Raw genomic sequence first — 20,597 nt, forward strand, 5'->3', positions numbered from 1 at the left:
GCTGAAAAATTCATTCAGTAAATTTGTTTTCAGGGGCCGCTTCCCACCGGTTGCGGCCTTTATCCTTAGCCTTGTAAAGGGCTTTGTCCGCCCGGTTGATGGCGGTATCCCATTTCTCTTCAGGGGATTTGACAGTCACACCGAATGAGAAGCTGATACTCCGCTGATCCGGAAGCTGCCAGTCAATCTCTGACATTGCGGTGCGGATTTTTTCAATAGTTGTAATGCTACCGTCCAGATCCGTTTCCGGCAGACAGATAAGAAACTCCTCTCCACCCCAGCGGATTAAAATGTCCTGTTTTCGTATGCTGCCACGCATGGTTTCGGCAGCTTTCACCAAGACTCTGTCACCTGCTTCATGACCAAAGCTGTCGTTTACACTCTTGAAATTATCCAGGTCCAGCAGAATTGTTCCGATGGGCTGTGAATGACGTTGGCTTCGTTCTTCCTCGTATTCCAGATAATCCCAGCCTTTACGTCGATTCAGCAGCTTGGTCAATGGATCAGTACTGGCTAATTCAGACAGGGCTTTGTTGGCTTTGCTTAGTTCGTTCTGCTTCTGTTGAAGTTCTTCTTCGGCTTTCATGGCTTTGAGGATCTGGAGGTTCAGCTCATTGGTGTAGTCCTCCATGCGCCGTTGGGCATCGCGGAGCTGTAGATGAGCCCTGACCCTATGTACCAGTTCTTCTGCGAAAAACGGCTTTGCAATATAGTCGACAGCACCGTGCCGAAAGCCATCTATAAGGGTTTGCTTGTCGGTTTTTGCGGTAAGGAAAATGACAGGAACCTGTTTGTACTGCGGCATTTTCTTGATCCTGCTGCAAAGCTCCAGGCCATCTATGCCTGGCATCATGATATCAAGCAGAAAAAGGTCAAAATCCATAGTGCTGAGTCGATCCAGGGCTTCTTCGGCATCTGTGGCATAACTAATAACCAGATCCGGAGCCTTTAATATGCTGGCGGCAATCTGTATGTTTTCCGGCTGATCGTCCACGATCAGAACAGAATAATGAGCTGTCTTATTCATGCATCTTTCCTTGTTATTTCTTCCTGTCTATCTGTATGGGCAGTGAGTTGTTCAATCTGCTGCCATTTAGCAGTCATTTCTGCTATGTCCCAGTTATCAGCAGCCTCAGACAGCTGCTGCAGCAGTCCTTCTGCCAGTGCTCCCGGCTTATAGGTATCTATCTGCTCCCGGGCCCAGGCTGCAATCTCTTCGGGAACTGATCTTGCTTTTACAGCAGGGCCAGTTTCCATGAAGTAAAGCAGCCATTGCTCCGGCAGTTCCAGCACAGGTGCCTTGCTATCAGATTGCAGTCTGTCTGCTTCGGACTCCGACTTAGCTGTGCTTTCATTCGATTCATAGTTGCTTGATGCTTCCAGACCGGGGAATCGGACTGTGAAACAGCTTCCCTGACCTGCCTCGCTTGTGAGGTTCAGGTCGCCTCCCATTATTGAGACCAGACTTTTAACAATTGCAAGACCGAGTCCTGTGCCGCTGAAGCGTCGTGAATCCTGGTTTTCAAGCTGTGAAAACCTGTCGAAAATCACTTCGTGAAATCTGGCATCTATACCAATGCCGGTATCCGTAATGCTCAGACTCAAACAGCCGTATCTTGATCTCTCTGGGGTCCAGTCCAGCTTGACTTCAATTTTTCCTGAGTCGGTAAATTTTACTGCATTGTCCATGAGGTTATAGCTGATCTGTCGCCATCTGGAAGGATCAAGCTTGACACGAGGCATGAAAGCGGGGTGTTTCAGGATTAATTCCAGGTTTTTCCTGCTGATCCTGTCCTTAAATCTTCCGTTGATTTCTATGAGCGCGCTCAGCGGGTTGAAGAACTCCGGTGTAAGCTCAAGTAAATCACTCTCTATTCTGGATATGTCCAGCATCTCTGAAACCATGCGCGTCAGGTTCTGTCCTGACTGTTCAATTGAGTCGGCATAGCGCTTGATTTCAGGTAATGGATCTGCTTCCTGAATCAATCGGGCAAAACCAAGAATACTGTTGAGTGGTGTCCTCATCTCGTGGTTCATGATAGATAAAAACGAGCGTTTGGTCCTTGCCGCTTCCTCTGCTGCATGCTTGTACTCGGTCAGAGTAGATGCTATCCGGTTCCTCTCTTCTGCATCTTCCTGAACTGCAATAAAGCCAAGCAATCGTCCTTTTTTCGAGAAATGAGGACTAATATACTGGAGTGTACTATAGTAACTGCCGTCCTTCTTTTTGTTTGTGATTTCCTCATTCCACACCTCACCAGCTTTTATGGTCTCCCAGAGGCGTTGGTAATATTCCGGAGCTGTTTTTCCGGACTTCAGAATGGATGGGGTTTTACCCTTGAGCTCTTTGAGACTGTAGCCTGTCAGTTTCGAGAAACTCTGGTTCGCAAAGTATATTTTCCCCTCGATGTCCGTAGCATATACAGCCACGGGTGAATTATTGAGTATTTGGTGTATTCGTCTTGAGAACCGCATCCATAATAATAAGGCAACAGATATGCCTGCAGTAAAAGCAACCAGTCCAAGCAGTGCGTACAGCATACGTAAATCATAGCTCACCTGGATGGGAACTGCAATCGTGTGGCTGATTTAGAGAAAGATTCTGTATACGGGGTTGTCAGTTTCATCCTTGCAACTGTAACCAAGTTTCTCCAGTTGAATCTGGAAGTCCTGTCTTTCATTCAGAGGAATCTGAAAGCCACAGAGAACTTTGCCGTATGCTGCCCCGTGATTCCGGTAGTGAAAAAGGCTGATGTTCCAGCGTTTTCCGAGGTTTTTCAGAAACTGCACCAGGGCTCCCGGGCGCTCCGGAAAGACGAAACTGTATAACACCTCATCTGATGCATGATGGGATTTCCCTCCAACCATATGACGAATATGTGATTTAGCAATGTCATTAGTGGTAAGATCCAGTACCTGGTACTCAGCTGTCAGGAGTGTATCAATCAGATCCCGCTTCTCTGAGTCCCCCTCAATCTGTATACCTGCAAAAATATTTGCTATATGATCATCGTCGTATCGGTAGTTGAATTCGGTTATTGCTCTTTTACCCAGCAGGCTGCAGAACTGGAGGAAGGCTCCTGGCCGTTCAGGAATGGTAACTGCCAGCAATGCTTCTCTTTCTTCACCAACCTCGGCCTGCTCTGCAACATAGCGCAGGCGGTCAAAATTCATGTTTGCACCGCTGGCTACCGTTATATAGGTCTGATTATTCAGTTCCGGATGTCTGCTGGCATATTTCTTGACACCTGCTAATGCGAGGGCGCCGGCAGGTTCGGCAACAGAACGGGTGTCATCAAACATGTCCTTCACTGCTCCGCATATTTCATCGGAGTTGACAGTGACCACCTCATCGACACAAGTCCTGCATATTTCCCAGGTATATTCTCCAATCTGCGCGACGGCCACTCCGTCGGCAAATATGCCAACCTGATCCAGAATGACACGTTCACCGGCTTCCATAGCGGCGTGAAGGCAGGCTGATTCCTCGAATTCAACACCAATTACCCGAATGTCTGGTTGAAGATATTTAATATAGGCAGCCATTCCTGCGATTAAACCACCACCTCCGACGGGAACAAAGACAGCATCAATCTGTCTGCTGCATTGCTGAAGTATTTCCCGGGCAATGGTTCCCTGTCCGGCGATGGTGAGGGGATCGTCATACGGGTGAATATAGGTGAGGTCCTGTTCTTCCATCAGTTTTCTGGAATATGCAGCGGCCTCATCAAAGGCATCTCCTGTGAGTATGACTTTGACAAAGGAGCCGCCATGACTACGGACTGCTTTGACCTTGATTTCCGGTGTGGTTTTGGGCATGACAATGGTTGCCCGGATTTTCAGAAGATTGGCGGAGTAGGCTGTGCCTTGCGCATGATTACCAGCGGAGGCGCAGATTACGCCTTTCTTCTTCTGTTCATCGCTAAGGTTTGCCATGCGGTTATAGGCACCGCGGATCTTGAATGAGAATACCGGCTGTAGGTCCTCACGCTTGATAAAGACACTGTGACCTATACGGACAGAGAGGTTTTTTGCAAATTCCAGCGGGGTTTCCCGTGCGGCTTCGTATACCCGGGCATTCAGAATGTTTTTTACGTAGGTTTCCAGTGTCATTGAGAATCAGCATAGAAAAGCCGGAGAAGGCTGTCAAGTAAGCAATATGTGTTCTTTAAGTCCACAATTCGGGATGGTAAAGTGTAAAGAGCTTTGTTTTTTCATTAAAAAAACATTGACATGAAGAAGAACCGGGCGTACTATGTTTTTAGCTGATCAGGTGATCAGTGAAATTTTTAGGCAATTGCGAGGAGGTGCGCATGAAAATGAGAGTCACAACGGGCTTCATTATTATTGCTGTTGTTGCTGCTGGAATGCTTTTTACCAGCGCAGGTCAATCTGAAACCGCCAGAGGCCAGATCGTTATAGACGTATTGGCATATGGTGATCAGTCCGGTCAGGAAGGTCAGGATTTCGAGGATATGGTAGCTGATTTTGAAGCTGCTAACCCTGGAATCAGAATTGATTATGAATTGCTGTATGACCAGGCCTATCATCAGAAGGTAGAGGCCCGGCTTGCTGCCAATGATGTGCCGGATATGGCATACATGTGGGTAGATGCACTTGGTCAGGCATGGCGCGATTCAAATCAGTATGTTGACCATAGGTCTTTTATTGATCCGAGCTACTATGATTTCGATCTGATCGATCCGCATGATGTTAACGGTGAGATCTACCAGGTTCCAAACGGAACTGCCAATATTACATCGGTAATGTATACCAATACTGCGCTGCTTGCTGAACTTGGTCTGGATATTCCACAAACCTATGCAGATCTTGTGGCTATGGTTCCTGTTGCTCAGGCTGCCGGGGTAGAAGTAGTTGCACTGGCTGGTGCTGAAGGCTGGGTATGGAACTCATGTGTTCTTGGTACAGTTATTTCCCGCATGAGCGGTGAGGCTGACTGGCTTGCAAAGGCTATGGAAGGACAGTATTCATTTACTGATCAGGTTTTTGTTGACAGTCTTGCGTTCCTGAAAACCATGGTTGATGACGGTGTCCTTTCCAACACTGCAATTCTGACCGATTATGGTGCAGCCCTTTCCAACTTCACCAACAGTCAGGCATTGTTCATGATTGATGGTCAGTGGAGAGCTGGTGGGATTGAAGACTCACAGCTTGATCCAGCAGATGTAGTAATGCTGCCGATACCTGCACTTCCAGGTGAAAAACCGGCAATGGCAGGATCTGCTGCTGGTGCGCTGAGTGTTGGCTACGGAATTACCCGAGCTGCCTATGAAGGTGATCAGGCTGTATTTAATGCAGCGCTTTCATTCCTGAACTTCATGAACAGTCATGAGAACAAGACCCGTGATCTGATCGAAGGTGCGATTGTAGCTCCTGTATTGAAAGATTTTGTAATCCCTTCTGATCTGCCACACATGAGTGCTGAAAAGCTGCGTTTTATGGATATTGTTGGACCTACCGTAGGTGTTGTTGATGCTTTCGTTCCTGGCGAAGCCAATAACTTCCTGAACACAGGTATGCAGAATATTGTTGTCGGCCGTGCGACTCCACAAGAAGTTGCCGCCGGTGTCGAGCAGCGGGTTAATCGCTGATCGTCTCAATCAACCGGCCTGCATGTCAGGCCGGTTTTTTTATAGTGAAAAACGGTATTTCCGTTCTGCCTGGCGGCAGTTACTAATTTTGAGTATTTTATATGAGTCCGTTCAGCATAAAGCGCTGCAATTCCGGTCTCAAGGAGATTTATAATGAAGAATCGTGCAAGTGGAAAAGATGTTGCGGTGTATCTTTCCATGATCATGCCGGCACTGGTCATCTATTTGCTGATCATTGCGTATCCGGTGCTGAACAGCATTGTAATCAGTTTCACAGACTATAATCCTCTCAGGAATCAGCCAATGAGCTTCCTGGGTTTATCCAACTATACAACCATGTTTCGGGATCCGGATTTCTGGCATGCTTTCAGAAATAATATGATAGTCGTAGGGGTTTCAGTTTTTGGTCAGATTCCTATTGGTTTCATACTGGCATATATCCTGTTCAGGAAACTGGTGAAGCAGCAGGCGTTTTTCCAGGCAATGATTTTCATGCCACAATTCCTGTCTACAATCGTTATTGGTATTTTGTGGCGCAGAATATTCCTGGCGAATGGTCCTGTTTCCAGACTGATTCAGCTGGTGAGCGGTGATCCCACCAGGCAGTTTACTATGATGCTGTACCCGGAAACCGTTATGATTCCGATAGCTTTTGCACTGATCTGGATTTATACAGGCTTTTTTATGATCATCTTCCTGGCTAACCTGCAGAAAATTGACACTGGAATGATAGAGGCTGCTCAGATAGATGGGGCATCGGAATCCCAGATTTTCCTGAAAATCATCGTACCACTGCTATCCGGCGTCATATTGATCAATGCGATCCTGGCCATTGCGGGTTCATTCCGGGGTTTTGACCTTATCTTTTCAATGACAACCCAGGGTATACAGCGGGATAATGCCATGGTTCTGCCGATTTTCATGTATCAGAAAGCCTTCCAGGACAGGAGCAACGACCTTCGTTTTGCCTACGGAGCCGCTATTGCGAATGCAATAGTCCTGATCAGTATCAGTATCATTATGTTTGCTAATTTTGTGGGCAAGAAATTCGGAACCGGAGAGGAGCATTAAAATGGGTGTTGATACAACAAATACTATAGTTGGGGCCAGCAAGAGACGCAGCTCTCACTATGTATACCAGTCCATATCGTATTTTGTTTTTATTAGCTGGACACTGCTCACAGTCCTTCCTCTGATCTGGATGGGTTACTCATCTTTCAAGACGAATTCTGAACTCACAAGAGATATATTTGCATTACCGAGTATGCTGATGTTTGATGGGGATCATGTATACCGGGTAGTAGATGAGCGTCATCCTGATCGTTCCTTTGAAGGTGATTATCTTGCAATTGAGTCTACGACGATCCGTAGGTACCGGCATTTTCTTGACGCAGATAGCCTGACTCCCGAGCTGTTGGCACTGGATGTCGGGGATCGACTGATTGTGAATGACCTGCCTCCTTCAGTGCGCCGGGGAGTACTGTGGAGAACATTTATCTACAACTATTCTTCGGCCTGGGAACGTGGATCACTGGGTGAGAAATTCATGAACAGTGTGATTTATGTAACGGTTTCTACCTCTCTGCAGCTGCTGTTTGCGCTTATGGCAAGCTATGCTTTTGCAAAGATGGGCTTTACCTTTGTTTCCCGTCACCTGAGCAGGATCATTGCATTTGGGTATCTGCTGAGTATACCGTCGCTCATGATACCCCTCTTTATAATGCTGTCAAATCTGGGTCTGACTAACAATCATTACGGCATAATTCTTGTCTACATTGCGTTTGGATTGCCTCTGGCGGTCATGCTTTGCCAGGGTTTTATTCGGGGTATTCCTGACAGTATTATCGAGTCTGCCCAGATGGACGGGGCATCTCACTGGAGAATCTTCCTGGCGATTATTGTACCCATGACTACACCGGTAATTATTACCATTGCGATAGTCGGGGGTCTCGGGATATGGAATGAATTCCTGCTGGTCCTCGTGGTCGGCGGCAGAGCCACTCAGTCATTGCCGGTAGGGGTGTTCTCCTTTGCCAGTCAGACCAGTGTGGAGCTTGGGTGGCAGATGGCAGCCCTTGTAATTTCTGTTCTGCCAGCAGTTATTGTGTATTTCTCGTTCAACAAACGAATAACACGTGGTGTTGTTGCGGGAGCAGTCAAGGGGTAAACCTGGGGCGCACAAACCTGTTGCATGAGAAGCCGGCGGAACTAAACCCGCCGGCTTTTTCTTTTCTCTGGGCTGAGTGTGCAAGGTTTCCAGAGGGTATTGCGGTATGTTGGTACTCCGGTTTATGCTGATAATGTTCTGCGGGAGGAAGTCATGACAGTCGGTGGCAATATGCTCAGTGTAAAACAAGGGAACCGTGCCCAGATCCTGAGCAATCTCCATAGGCTTGGGAAAACCTCGAGGAAAGAACTCGCCCGGATTATGCAGCTTACGCCTGCATCAATCACGATTAATGTGAATGCAATGATTTCCGAGGGAATCATTAAAGAAGCGGGGCTGGATAATCGCAGTCAATCTGTTGGCAGACCGCAGAAATTTATCGATATTAATTACGATTACCGCCTGCTGGTCGGTGTTCATATAGAAACAGGTAATAGTTTTGCCTGCCTGGGGACCATGCAGCTTGACCTCATTGACCGGAGGCCGATCAAAACAGCGGACAGGAGCCCGGAGGATTTTCTTGAGGCACTGGCTGAGTCGATCCGGGATTTACTCAGTGCTAATGACTGCAAGGCAGGGGATTGCCTGGGAATAGGTGTTTCCATAGTCGGGGTCGTGGACCAGGATCAGGGAGACGTTCTGCATGCCTGGGCATTGCTGCCGGAACCCTGCAGTCTCGTACAGGAATTGCAGGGTTTAACGGGAATGCCGGTCTTTATAGATAATAATGTTCGTGCCCTGGCACAGGCAGAATATTTCTCGTGTCGTCCGACACCTCCGGACAATGCAATGATGGTTAAATACGGGAATGGTATCGGCTCTGCCTTTATAATCAAGGGGAATTTCTATTCGGGATATACCCATACCGCCGGTGAAATCGGTCATACCTTCTTTGCTGACAATGGCAAACGCTGCTGCTGCGGCAAGACCGGTTGTCTTGAAACCGTAGCATCTGCCTGGTCAATCCGCGAATCACTTCAGCTTGCTCCTGATCTGCCTGAAGCGGAGTTGGTAGCTATGTATTATGCGGGGAATACCGAAGTTGCGGCTGCCTTCCGGGTTGCGGTTCATGCGATGGCAGTTTCCTTCTGTAATACCTTTATGCTGTTTGATCCAGAGTTGATAATGCTCTATGGATTCATTTTTGAAATACCGGAATTGCTTTTCGATCTGCAGATGGAGTTATCACGGTTGAGCGGTATTGATCTCCAGCAGATCAAGGAGCGGCTTGTGCTTTCCAATCATAACCTGCAGCTGGAAGAGCAGAGCCCGATGAGTGTCCTGCTCAGACGTTTTCTTGACTCTGGAGGTCTGGAAAGTCAGCATACTGTCTGATTTCATGGCTTGGTCCTGAGTTCAGGTTCGTTCCAGTGTACCCGCTATTTTCTGTATTCTCAGTACCCTGTTCCTTCGAATAGCAGCTGAGATTCCTCGCCTTCGTAGGGTTTCGGAAAATGTCCGGCCATTTTTATGATCCTCCATAATACCACGGTAGGGTACGATATGGTGCACACGGTAATCAATTGAAAAGGTTCGCTCGCTGAAGTATCTGCCGCATGACTTGCACTGGAATCGCTGGAAGTCTCCGGCACATTCTGAATGACGCCTGCCTTTCAGCCAGAACCATTTTCGGGGACCAGTGCTTTGAATCTGCTCGGGATCATGGTTATCACATGTACAGTTTGGGCAGTGAGGGGGTATTTTCATTTCTATCTCCTGTTATATGTGTATACAGCAGAGATGTTCATCCGCATTGAGTACACGGGGAAAATATTCTGGTTTTTCTCGATTGTTTATTGCAACCACAAACAAACCATGAGATACTCAGGTATGTTTTTAATCAAGTCAGCATTTATAACTGTAATAGTAATTTTCTTCTCCGGCTGCATAGGTGATTGGCTATGGGCCGATGCAGGAGTTAATCAACCCGTCCCGGATAGTGACTGGGCACTGGTATGGGGAGATGATTTTACTTCACCTGAGCTGGATCTGTCGAACTGGGATTTTGATCTTGGAGATGGTTCTGTCAGAGGAATTCCCGGGTGGGGTAATCATGAACTGCAGTACTATACGAACGATGAGCAGAATGTGTTTATTCGCGACAACAAACTCGTTATCAGAGCAGTTAAGGAAAGTCGCTCGGATGCCCTGGGCAGCGGCTCATATACCAGTGCCAGATTGGTAACACGCGGGCTGCATTCATGGAAATACGGGAGAATTGAGGCGCGAATGCGTTTGCCTGAAGGGCAGGGATTATGGCCGGCTTTCTGGATGATGCCTGAACCCCCAGAAGCCTACGGAACCTGGGCAGCCTCCGGAGAGATAGATATTATGGAAGCCAGGGGAAGTAATACAGGATCTGTTTCAGGAGCAATCCATTTTGGCGGCCAATGGCCGGATAATACATATAGACATAATGATTACGACCTGCCGAATACACTCACGACCGATTTCAATGAATATGCCATTGAATGGGAGGAAGGGGAAATCCGTTGGTATGTAAACGACAGGAGATATTATACGGTACGGGAATGGTTTTCTATGAATCCGGAAGGGTCATACAACGAATTCCCTGCACCCTTTGATCAACCCTTCCATATTATTCTGAATCTTGCCGTTGGTGGATGGTTTGATGGGAATCCTCCGTCTGGTGCTGACTATTTTCCAGCCGAGATGGAGATTGATTATGTGCGTGTATTTGAAATGAGGGAATAAGCTTGAGCATTGGTGCAAAGCTGGCCGCTCTTCGCAGGATCGACGGTAGAACCAGAGATATTTCTTGCATAAGCCTCGCTGCTGCTGTACTATTCCGTGAGTAAAGGGGTTAGGTATGACAGTCGATCGTGTATCCAGTATAAATATGTCAAGAATTCTCCAGATGTTGTACAACAAGGGAACGATTTGCCGACCGGATATTGCACAGGAGCTGAGACTGGACCGATCGACGGTTTCCAAGATGATCAATTCCCTGGTAGACCGCTCGGTTATACGGCTCCTTGAAAAGGGAGATTCTACCCCGAAGGGTGGCAGAAAGCCTGTTTTTCTGGAGCTGAATTATGACCTTGGTCATGTAATCGGAATCGAGCTGCAAACCGATTTCTGGTACATGGTAATTGTGAATCTCAAGGGGGAGATACTGTTTTCTCTGGCTGGTGAACATGCTTTTGAGTCAACTATAGACTCAGTCATAGAGGTAATTGCCTTACAGGCACGGGAAGCATCGAAAGATATGGATTCACCACTGCTAGGTGTAGTAGTATCGGTGCCTGGCATTGTCAAACCGCTGGAAGGCATTGTTCTGCTTTCAAATCCTCTAAATATTTACGCTCCGGTTAATGTTGCTTCGATGATGAATCGGTATTTTGATGTACCTGTACTCATAGAAAACGATGCCAACAGCTGCTGCTGGGCTGAACTGTTCCGTCAGCGGAGAGATACCCCTGACAATTTTCTTTGTGTGCTGGTTGAGTTCAGGCGAACCCGGATAGGGCAGGAAGAGCAGCAGGGAATAGGGGTAGGGCTCGGTATAGTCATAAATCAGCATGTACATTACGGAAGCAGTTTTTCAGCTGGAGAATTCCAGAGTGTTTTTGCATACGGAAACCACTCAACACAGTTCAGCATCTCGGATGAAGAAGCGGCGAGGGTCTCCCGTGATGATGATGTTCTGAGCCGTGTGTTCGGTGAGTTTTCCGACAATGCTGCCCTTCTGGTGAACGTATTCAACCTGAGTGAGATAGTCATTATCGGTGACTTGCTTCATAAAAAAGAAGAGTTCACAGAAATGATGCGGGCTGCAATCCAGGCGAAATGGCCATATGATACGGTCGTAGACTGTACCGTACGCTTTGCGGATCTCGGTCGCGAAACTGTGGCCTTTGGAGCTGCCTGTATGTTTATGCAGAGGCTCTTCTCGGTCCCCAGATACAATAGTGAAGGTGATCTATACCCGTGCGGGGTTGATCTTCTGAGTCATGTACACCCACTTCTGTAGAATCGGAAAGAACGCTCTTTCGAATTCTCACGCAAAATGCAATTGAATAAGCGCCTCTAAAAAATTCAGTAAAATATTTGTTGACAGCTGAAACAATCTGCCTCATAATCACCTATTATTATGTTGATGGTGACCACAAACAAACCATTAACTATGTTGAATGTAATTTTGGAGGTGCTGAATGCGAAATGGGAAAATCCGGAAACAATCATCGGCCGGATTTATAGTAAGCGCTGTGCTGCTGACGGCTACACTGTTCACCGGCTGTCTTACAACTACTGCCAGAGTGCCGATTCCACCGCCGCGGGTAGTGGAAGTGGATGAGGCAATACAGCAGTACGATCCCCCGGTAGGCGAGGTTGCACCAGTTTTCTGGCTGGACGAGCCCTTCGTTGTGGATGGCGATATATCGAAGTGGAATGGATTGATTACTGCCGTACCAAGAGTAATGGTATATGGCGGGTCCTATAATCCGGATATAACCTCGGGAGAGTTTTCCCTGGCTACCGACGGAGAGCAGCTGTTTATGCTGGCGAATATCCGTGACAACGTTCCCAACGAAAATCTGTTTTCACCCGGCCTGGCCTGGCGCGGGGATTCTGTAGAAATCTTTATCGGAACTGAAACTGGAACTCATACTCGATATGCAGCTGGAGATAACCAGATCCGTTTGGTGCCTGTAAGCAAGACCGACAGTTCTGCTTTCAGGGCAGCGGTAAACGATGTGGAAATGACCAGCCAGATGAAGGGACACGTTCAGTTCCATGATCATGGCTACATTATCGAGGCATCTGTACCGCTGGATGTGCTGAATATCAGCTCATTGCGTCCGGGGCAGAGAATCAGGGTGGAATTCCAGATCAATGATGCAGACAGGGGTGAGCGCGAGCGAATGGTTCACTGGATGAGCCCGGCAGACGATGTCTATTACGACCCATCCGCATGGGGTGATGGAATAATCGTGCGGCCTGACGGAGAGTAAAAATGAAAATGAAGTTATCTGGAACAAAATTAATATCCGTGAGTATGTTGCTGTCAGTAATGCTGCTTCTTGTTGGTGGTGGTAGTGTAGCAGCGCAGAGCCGTGGTACTCACTCGGCAATTGAAAGAAGTGCGAACGGCTATCGCTTGATGGTCGACAGTGCACCCTTTGAAGTAAAGGGTGTCGTCTGGTCCTATACCCCGATTGGCGAAAACTATACCTATGACCTCTGGTCAGAGCCTGAGTCGATTATCCGGGAGAATATCGACCGTGATGCAGCCCTCATGAAAGAAATAGGTGTGAATGCAATCCGTGTTTTCTCGGATGTGCCCCCGAAATGGATTACCTACCTGTACCGGCAGCATGGTATTTACACCGTGGTGAATCCCCTGTTCGGACGTTACGGCGTCAGCGCACGGGGAATCTGGTGGCCGAATACCGATTATTCTGACCTCTACAGCCGCCAGGCTATTCTGGATGAGGCACTGTCCGCAGTCGAACTCTACAAGGACGTGCCGGGCGTGCTTATGTTCATGTTCGGAAACGAGAACAACTACGGCCTGGAATGGCAGTCGAATATTATTCAGGACCTGCCGGTAGGTCAGCAGAACGAAGCTCGGGCTGCATACATGTACAGCCTGTTTGAAGAAGCAATTTCACAGGCCAAGGAGATCCATCCGGATACCGTATACAGCCTTGTAAATGGTGATATTCAATACCTTAATCTGATTGAAGAGCTTGTTCCGAGTCTGGATGTGCTTTCGGTCAATACCTATCGCGGTGTTGAATCCGGGGATCTCTTCTACAGAGCAATTGCCGAACTGGACCTACCCATTGTGTATGCGGAATTCGGTGCTGATGCCTACAATGCATTGACGAAGCAGGAAGATCAGTATCATCAGGCATATTTTCTTTTCCATCAGTGGCTTGAAATATATCAGCAGGCTTATGGAAAAGGAAAATCACAGAATGCTATTGGTGGATTTGTCTTCCAGTGGATGGATGAATGGTGGAAGCATAAGCAGGAAGCGGATCTGGATGTTCATAATCCGGAAGGTTCCTGGAGAAACGGCGGATATTTTCACGATTCTGCACCGGGACTCAACAATATGAATGAGGAATGGTTCGGGATTATTGCCCTCAGTGAGCGGAAAATGAACGGTGTACACCGCCGGATTCCCCGAGCTGCCTTCTACATGCTGGGAGAACTCTGGGAACTGTCACTCTATGATTCTACAACGCAGGATATACAAGAGCATTTCAGTTCCATACAGTCCGGCTTGCACCTTGCGCGCGGTGAGTCTATGGGAATTAGAGAAGCGCTGGCTTTCAAGCCGATTAGCCTCGACGGATTTTTCCTGCGCTTTTCTGCTTCAGCAGAGCTTGATGATGTCGCAATCGAGGACGATTGGCGGACAAATGCCGAACTTAGATCCGGTCAGGAGCTTGGCTTGACATTTGGCTTCGAGCCCTATGAAAACTTCAGCGGAACTGCCGAGATGAGATTCTGGCGGAATCCTCTCCTGCCGGCATTCCTGCAGCACAGTGCATACGCTACCTACTATGAGTATGACAGTGCCTCTGGAGAGACGGACGTTAACGCTATGCTCTATTCTGCTGAATTTGAGTATGACAATCCTGCATTCCTGCTCGAAGGTTTTTACCGAAGCGGAAGGCCTGACTGGATGCTCCATGGTGACCCCTTCAATCTGAAGCCGGAAGCCTGGGATCGCTTTAACATGGATATTGCCGGTTCGGATGCACCATTCGGGCTTGAGCTGCAGATGAAGGGAGCGCTTGACGGATTGCGTATAGCCGCCGGTCCTGAATTGTATTGGGGTGCCGAGCCCTCAGTTGCGGTAAATTACTATAATGAATTTTCTCTGGGCAATGCTCGCGCTGATCTGGGACTTATGTACCGTGAGCAGCTTTTTGAAACCGAGAGTGCAGAACCTGGCAAAAAGGCTGGTCGTAAGGCAAGTATATCCAGCGGCTTTGAACTCATGCCCTATATTTCACTGGATGCAGCTGTTCTGCACTCAGGAGCAGAGAAGATTGGTGAGGAGTATGTATACAGCAGGCCGACAGATGAGGGACAGGGATATCTGAATTCAGATTATCTGCTCTTTCAGGGTGAGATTGATTACCTGGATACATTGGCCGGGAAGGTGACAGTTGCAAGTGAGATTTTCCGTTATACCCGGCTCTATGCCCGTTATCTATATGCTGGTCTGGTCGCCAATGCCGAGCCCATGATTCCCAGATCTGGATTTCAGAAAGCAGATTCCGGCAGTGGCAATCGTCAGGAAGTAAATGCCGGCGGGCGCTTTGTCTACGGAGACTTCGCTGCTGAAGGGGAAGTCCGCTGGAGAAAGCCTCTGGTAGGTCCTTTCAGTCCGATAGGATTGTATTCAAATCGAAACAGAATAGATGACCCTTTCTCGGTTTTCTGGAACAGGGAAACTATTGAAGGTGAACTCGTGCTGACCTATGACCAGGAAGGTGCGACTTATTTTCATGACTGGAACAACAAGGATCGCGAACGGTCAACTGTGGCTGGATCACTGTCACTTCTCTACACCTACTATCAGGGGCCGACGGATACCGGGGTCTTCAAGTCAGGCGAAGGTGACTGGTACCCATTCGAGAACGGTCTGCCGGAAGCCTATCATCTGTGGTCGGCTGTCGCCCGGATTGTCCTGAATCCTCTGCCTGGCTTACGGGCCAATGTTGGCGGCCGGATTGGACACCAGCAGAGTACCGGACAGGATGAGCGGCTTGTCAATTATCTTGGCGGAGATCTGGCGCTGCGCTACCGCAGAATAATGCTTGATGGCTCAATTGATCTGAATACCTGGGGACCTCAGACCTGGCACCGTGAGTTCAATCTGACTTATCCAATGCAGTGGTCCGTTGATCTGGCCTATGGCTTTGATATTCCTTCGTTCTACGAGCGAACCGGGAGAATCGGGGTGAATACTACAGGACGGACATTCGGTGAATATTCAGCAGGATCAGAGCCGGAGGACGGGTATCAGACAATCACCGGATTGTATCTGGAGATAAGTTATTAAGGCCTGGTCTCTATAAGAATGTGTAATGATCCGGCCGTAGGCCGGATACATAAATTGCGATCAATTTTTTCAGGAGGAAAAAATGAAAAAGAATCTAGTATGGATGCTTTTAAGCATCGTATTTGCAGCGGCGCTGGTATTTACCGGCTGTCCAAATGACTTCTTAACAGATGAAACACCCGTAGGTGAAACACCAGCAGAGGAAAGCCCTGCTGAGGAAAGCCCAGCAGAAGAAACACCGGAGCCTGCTGATTCTACAGCAGGTCTAATCGGTATTGATGCCTCCATCGATCCGTGGGGTTCGGGGACAGCAATTGTAACCTATGAAAATGACCCATATTACAACTCAGTTCTTCAGCTTACCAGTGGATTTGGCTGGAATATTGATGCAGTTGCCGCAGGATTTGTGGGGATCGTTCCCGGAACCTTGTCTCAGTTTGAGACACTTGAATTCAAGGTGAAATCAGATGATGTCGACTCAATCAAGGTTCAGATGACAGGCGCAGAAAATGCTGAGCTTGAGTTTGATTTTGTGAAGGGAGAAGAGTCTCAGGAGTTGTATGAAGTAACTGAGCTGGAAGGCGGCTGGGTGCAGATGACAATTGATCTGGATGTTTTTGGAATACGTGCTGTTGATCAGGTTCAATTCGGTATTTTACTTCAGAATGCCTCTGGGGTTGTATATCTTGCTGATATTCAGTTCACTGGCGAAGTTGCCCCTGATACTGCAGTTCTGGATGCCCGAATTGAAGCAGCACAGGCTTTGAATGGTGCTCACGTAGTGGGGGAAGAAGGCGGCGATGTCCCTCAGGCGGCTAAAGATGATTTTACAGCCGCTATTGCAGCAGCTGAAGCAGCTGCGGTTTCGACATGGATAGAGATCGCTGCTGCTTATATCGAATTGTCTGCTGCAATGGGTGATTTTCAGTCCGCAGTTATCATTCCTCCACCTGAAGCAAAACCAGCTGAACCTACCCAAGATGCGGCTGATGTGTACGCCTTCTATTCAGCAACTTATGGTGCAACTGACCTTCCTGCTCTGGCTGGCTGGAGTGGTGGTGGCGCTGCAATAGAGATTGTAGAACTTGAAGACGAGAGTAATGTACTTAAGTTAAGTGGAAGTAATTTTTGGGCAGGGTTTGAAGGCGTAAGCTTGAATGCAACAGATCCTGAGAAGACTCACTTCAGAATTGATGTCTGGAACATAAATGCAGATCAGTTCCGGATAAAACTTGTTAATTTTGGTGACCCGAATACTGAACATGAGTTGATATTCACAGGTGATGATTTACCGACAGGAGAATGGATCAGTTTTGATCTGAACCTGAATGATTTTGCTGGTATGACAAGTCGAGATAATATCCAGCAGCTCATAATCTCTTCAACATCAGAAAATGCAGTGTTCTTTATTGATAACATCTACTTCTATTAATAGAAGAAAGTAATGTTGCACTTTGTCAAGCAACAATTCCAGGCGGACCATCCGGTCCGCCTTTAACAGCTCTATTGGAGGGCATAATGAAAAAGATTTTCATTTTAAGTATAGGAATTATCGTTCTGCTGGCAGTGTCATTTGTCGGCTGCGATACTACTGGCTCAGGTGTCCCGATTGTCATTGATGATCAGACGGTAGGTGACCTTAGAGCGCTTGATTCTGAGGTGTTTTCGCGCAAAGCACTCTCATATTCAGGATTCAGGGAAGGGCAGAGCCCGGAGGATGGAATTTACCCGAGTAAAGCAGAGATCCTTGAGGATCTTCAGCTTCTTGCGGCAAAAGGATTCGGCCTGATTCGTGTTTTCAGTTCCGGACAGCATGGCCGTGATGTAATTGAGGTTATTGATGACAGCAGCCTCGACATAAAAGTCCAGCTTGGGGCTTATGTAAGCGGTACGAACTCAGATACAGCTAATCTGGCTGAGCTTGATGAGGCTATTGATCTTGCAAACGATTATAAAGACATTGTTGTAGCTGTGAGCGTCGGGAACGAGACTCTGGTTGACTGGTCTTTTGTTTCGGTTGATCCGGCTGATCTTGTAACATATATCCGTCGTGTGCGTTCAAAAATTGAACAGCCGGTTACGGTAAATGACAACTGGGCTCCTTTTGCAATGGGATCCGGATATGACACGCTTCAGGTCTGGAAAGAGATCGATTATGCTTCAATTCATACCTATGCCTACTGGGACTCCGGATACAATCTCTGGGACTGGCAGCAGTCAGAGATTTCCGAAGGTTCGAGAGCCCGGGCAATGATGGATGCTGCTTTGGCGCATACCAAGAAGAACTTCTCGGATGTCCGGAATGCGCTTATGGCAGCAGGAATCGATATTCCGATTGTTATTGGCGAGACTGGCTGGCAGAGTGTTCCAAGTGCAAGCATTGGATCAGCTCAATACCTTGGTCATCCGGTAAATCAGTCAATGTTTTATAATGATATACGAAAATGGGCCTATGGATCGACTGGGAATGATGCTGGTGATGGCTTTACCCGGCCAGCTGCGGTCTTCTATTTCGCAGCTTTTGACGAACCATGGAAACAATCCGACGATAACTGGGGGCTGTGGGATAAAGATCGAAACGAAAAATATGTGCTGAGCCGTTCAGGATTCAGTCTTTCAGATGCAGTGTATTTTACCGGTTCCGAGGATGCAATTGTGGTTACCGAGGATCGATTTGTTGTCTTCCGCGATGCAGATGAGGCAGCTGGCGAGTTCAAGCCCGACCTTCAATGGAATGCCTGGGAGAATGGAACGACAGCATCCATTGCTACAGGTGATGATAATCCGCCAGAAGGCGAGACCTATGCTATTGTTAATCCCACACCGGCGGGTTGGGGTTGGGGAATGACTCTTGGCAGTGGTATTCAACCCTATGATCTCAGTGCATTCAGCTCAGGCAGTCTGAAATTCAGTGTGAAGACAACATACCCCGGAAAAATCGAAATCGGGTTCTTTACCGGTAATGTCACAGATCAGACTGGTGTGGATGTCTACCTTACTGTCGATCCAGCAAATAACAGCTATGGATATGCAAATGATGGAAACTGGCATGAGGTTGTCATTCCTATTTCTGCTATTGTGCCGAACGCAGCACCGGCATACGAACAGCCGTCTTCGGCAACAATGAACATGGAAGAGATATTCACTCCCTTTGTGATCGGTGATCGATTTGAAGTTACTGGCAACCCAAGCGGTGCAAAGCCTCAAATTGCACTGGACAACATCCGCTGGGAGAAATAATTCATAATAAGAATGTTATTCCTGTCTGCAGTAATGCCGGCAGGAATAACAAATTCCTGTGAAAATTTCCCGAAATAAAAAGTTGACAGGATCATAAATCCATAGGATACTTAGTTTGAGTCGGAAACCAACCAAGGATAAGGAGGAAATGAACAAGAGAGAGAACGCAAGTTATCGACATTGTCTATTTTCAAACCAAGCAAGGAGGAAAGTATGAAGAAACTTTCAACAATTTTAGTAAGTATCGTTCTGGTTACTGCGGTAAGCATGAGCGCATTCGCCGGTGGACAGCAGGCAGCTGCTCCCACAACAGATTTTGATCCCAACAGGACCTATGACCTGACTCTGGGAGCATTCGGAGACCTGGAAGCAGCCTATTCGGTTGTTTTTGAGTCAGCTGATTTCAAAGCCAAGTATCCGAACATCAACATCACCTTCCAGTCTGCTGATTTCGGTGGTCACCATGACCGACTGACAACACAGATTGCTGCTGGTGAGCGCACAAACGACATCGAGTCACTCGAAGTTGGTTTCATCGCTCTCTTCGTTGAGCAGGGTGATGCACTGCTTGATCTGAACCAGGCTCCTTTTAATCATTCCCAGGCAACTGGTGATCTGGTTGAATTTGCTATGGCTCAGGGTCGAACTCGTGCGGGTGAGCAGGTTGCTCTTCCTGTAGACATCGCTCCTGCAGTTCTTTTCTATCGGGAAGGTCTTGCTGCTGAAGCTGGTGCCAACTTTGTTGGACTGAACAGCTGGGACGAATATATTGAAGAAAGTAAGAAAGTAACAGGAAATGGTCGCTGGTCAGTTCCTAATGCTGCTGATGTAGCCAATATCCCACTTGCTGGTGCTAAGGGCGGTTGGTTTGATGCAAACGGAAACGTACTTCAGCCAAAAGAAAGATTCCTTGGAGCATTTGAGCTTGTTACAGCTGTACGTGAAGCAGGTATTGATGCTGACCTCGGCGCATGGAGTGGTCCCTGGATTGAGGCCTTCTCTAACGGAACAGTTGTTACTATGCCTAACGGTGCATGGTGGGGTGGTGCTCTTCGAACATGGGTTGCTCCAGATGTAGACGACTGGAGAGTAACATATCTGCCGGGCAAGGCAATGTCATCACTTGGTGGATCGTACCTTGCTATTCCTGCAACTGTTCCTGCTGACAAGCGTGCTGCAGCATGGGAAGTAGTTAAGTACCTGACAACCAGCAAGGAAGCTCAGCTGCTTACTTTTGCAACCATTGATGCATTCCCTGCGCTGACTTCTACCTATGATGATCCTATCATGAGCGAGCCTGTTCCTTACTTCGGTAATGAGCCTGTTCGTCAGATCTTCGCAGATGTTGCTCTGAACATGCCTAACCAGACTGTAAGTGAATATGATCGCATGATTGAGAGTATCTGGGGATCAGTTCTTGGTCAGGTGATTGAAGGTGATCTTACTCCTGAAGAAGGCTATGATGCTGCTCTTCGCCAGATCAGGGCTCAGATCGATTAATCATTATCTGATATCGTGCGGGTGCAGC

At 47.7% G+C, this 20,597-nt stretch carries 15 protein-coding genes; 11 read left to right on the forward strand and 4 right to left on the reverse strand.

Annotation, left to right across the window (positions count from 1 at the left end):
- Positions 1-10 precede the first annotated feature (10 nt).
- The 3 genes from ACYQ2L_RS09195 to ilvA are packed head-to-tail and all read right to left on the reverse strand — an operon-like array spanning position 11 to position 4,113.
- Entirely contained in the window at positions 11-1,027 is a 1,017-nt protein-coding gene (locus tag ACYQ2L_RS09195; RefSeq protein WP_460054301.1) for a GGDEF domain-containing response regulator, read from the reverse strand.
- The gene (locus tag ACYQ2L_RS09200; protein WP_460054305.1) at positions 1,024-2,541 is read right to left on the reverse strand and encodes a PAS domain-containing sensor histidine kinase; all 1,518 of its coding nucleotides are present in this window, start codon (positions 2,539-2,541) and stop codon (positions 1,024-1,026) included. The genes ACYQ2L_RS09195 and ACYQ2L_RS09200 overlap by 4 nt, the downstream gene beginning before the upstream one ends.
- Before the next feature lie 48 nt (positions 2,542-2,589).
- Positions 2,590-4,113: a threonine ammonia-lyase, biosynthetic gene (ilvA, locus tag ACYQ2L_RS09205; RefSeq protein WP_460054309.1), complete on the reverse strand. Its 1,524-nt coding sequence runs from the start codon at positions 4,111-4,113 to the stop codon at positions 2,590-2,592.
- Positions 4,114-4,313: 200 nt separating this feature from the next.
- Here ilvA and ACYQ2L_RS09210 point away from each other — a divergent pair, with 200 nt between their 5' ends.
- The 4 genes from ACYQ2L_RS09210 (at position 4,314) to ACYQ2L_RS09225 (ending at position 9,114) form a co-directional block, all read left to right on the forward strand.
- Positions 4,314-5,612 (forward strand): ABC transporter substrate-binding protein, encoded by a 1,299-nt coding sequence (locus ACYQ2L_RS09210; RefSeq protein WP_460054312.1) that lies wholly within the window; start codon positions 4,314-4,316, stop codon positions 5,610-5,612.
- Between the two features lie 153 nt (positions 5,613-5,765).
- On the forward strand, positions 5,766-6,683 hold the full coding sequence (locus tag ACYQ2L_RS09215; RefSeq protein ID WP_460054315.1) for a carbohydrate ABC transporter permease: 918 nt from the start codon (positions 5,766-5,768) through the stop codon (positions 6,681-6,683).
- A gap of 1 nt (position 6,684) precedes the next feature.
- Positions 6,685-7,779, forward strand: coding sequence for a carbohydrate ABC transporter permease (locus ACYQ2L_RS09220; protein WP_460054318.1), 1,095 nt, complete (start codon positions 6,685-6,687; stop codon positions 7,777-7,779).
- Between the two features lie 153 nt (positions 7,780-7,932).
- The gene (locus ACYQ2L_RS09225) at positions 7,933-9,114 is read left to right on the forward strand and encodes an ROK family transcriptional regulator (RefSeq protein WP_460054322.1); all 1,182 of its coding nucleotides are present in this window, start codon (positions 7,933-7,935) and stop codon (positions 9,112-9,114) included.
- A gap of 21 nt (positions 9,115-9,135) precedes the next feature.
- On the opposite strand, the gene ACYQ2L_RS09230 is transcribed toward ACYQ2L_RS09225, so the two are convergent.
- Positions 9,136-9,486 carry a hypothetical protein gene (locus tag ACYQ2L_RS09230; protein WP_460054324.1) on the reverse strand — a complete coding sequence of 117 codons (351 nt, stop codon included), beginning with the start codon at positions 9,484-9,486 and terminating at the stop codon, positions 9,136-9,138.
- Positions 9,487-9,609: 123 nt separating this feature from the next.
- Between ACYQ2L_RS09230 and ACYQ2L_RS09235 the strand changes: the two genes are divergently transcribed.
- From ACYQ2L_RS09235 to ACYQ2L_RS09265, 7 genes are all read left to right on the forward strand, one after another.
- Positions 9,610-10,494, forward strand: a complete 885-nt coding sequence (locus ACYQ2L_RS09235) for a glycoside hydrolase family 16 protein (RefSeq protein WP_460054326.1) — start codon at positions 9,610-9,612, stop codon at positions 10,492-10,494.
- A 115-nt stretch (positions 10,495-10,609) separates the two neighbouring features.
- A complete protein-coding gene (locus ACYQ2L_RS09240) occupies positions 10,610-11,773 on the forward strand; it encodes an ROK family protein (protein WP_460054328.1) in 1,164 nt (387 codons plus the stop codon).
- Positions 11,774-11,954: 181 nt separating this feature from the next.
- A complete protein-coding gene (locus tag ACYQ2L_RS09245; RefSeq protein WP_460054330.1) occupies positions 11,955-12,755 on the forward strand; it encodes a sugar-binding protein in 801 nt (266 codons plus the stop codon).
- 44 nt (positions 12,756-12,799) lie between these two features.
- Entirely contained in the window at positions 12,800-15,829 is a 3,030-nt protein-coding gene (locus ACYQ2L_RS09250) for a hypothetical protein (RefSeq protein ID WP_460054334.1), read from the forward strand.
- A gap of 82 nt (positions 15,830-15,911) precedes the next feature.
- Positions 15,912-17,261 (forward strand): hypothetical protein, encoded by a 1,350-nt coding sequence (locus ACYQ2L_RS09255; protein ID WP_460054337.1) that lies wholly within the window; start codon positions 15,912-15,914, stop codon positions 17,259-17,261.
- A gap of 86 nt (positions 17,262-17,347) precedes the next feature.
- Complete coding sequence (locus ACYQ2L_RS09260; protein WP_460054340.1) at positions 17,348-19,069, forward strand: glycosyl hydrolase family 17 protein; 1,722 nt, start codon at positions 17,348-17,350, stop codon at positions 19,067-19,069.
- A 213-nt stretch (positions 19,070-19,282) separates the two neighbouring features.
- On the forward strand, positions 19,283-20,569 hold the full coding sequence (locus tag ACYQ2L_RS09265; RefSeq protein ID WP_460054345.1) for an ABC transporter substrate-binding protein: 1,287 nt from the start codon (positions 19,283-19,285) through the stop codon (positions 20,567-20,569).
- Positions 20,570-20,597 lie beyond the last annotated feature (28 nt).

This window comes from Spirochaeta dissipatitropha, assembly GCF_054657935.1.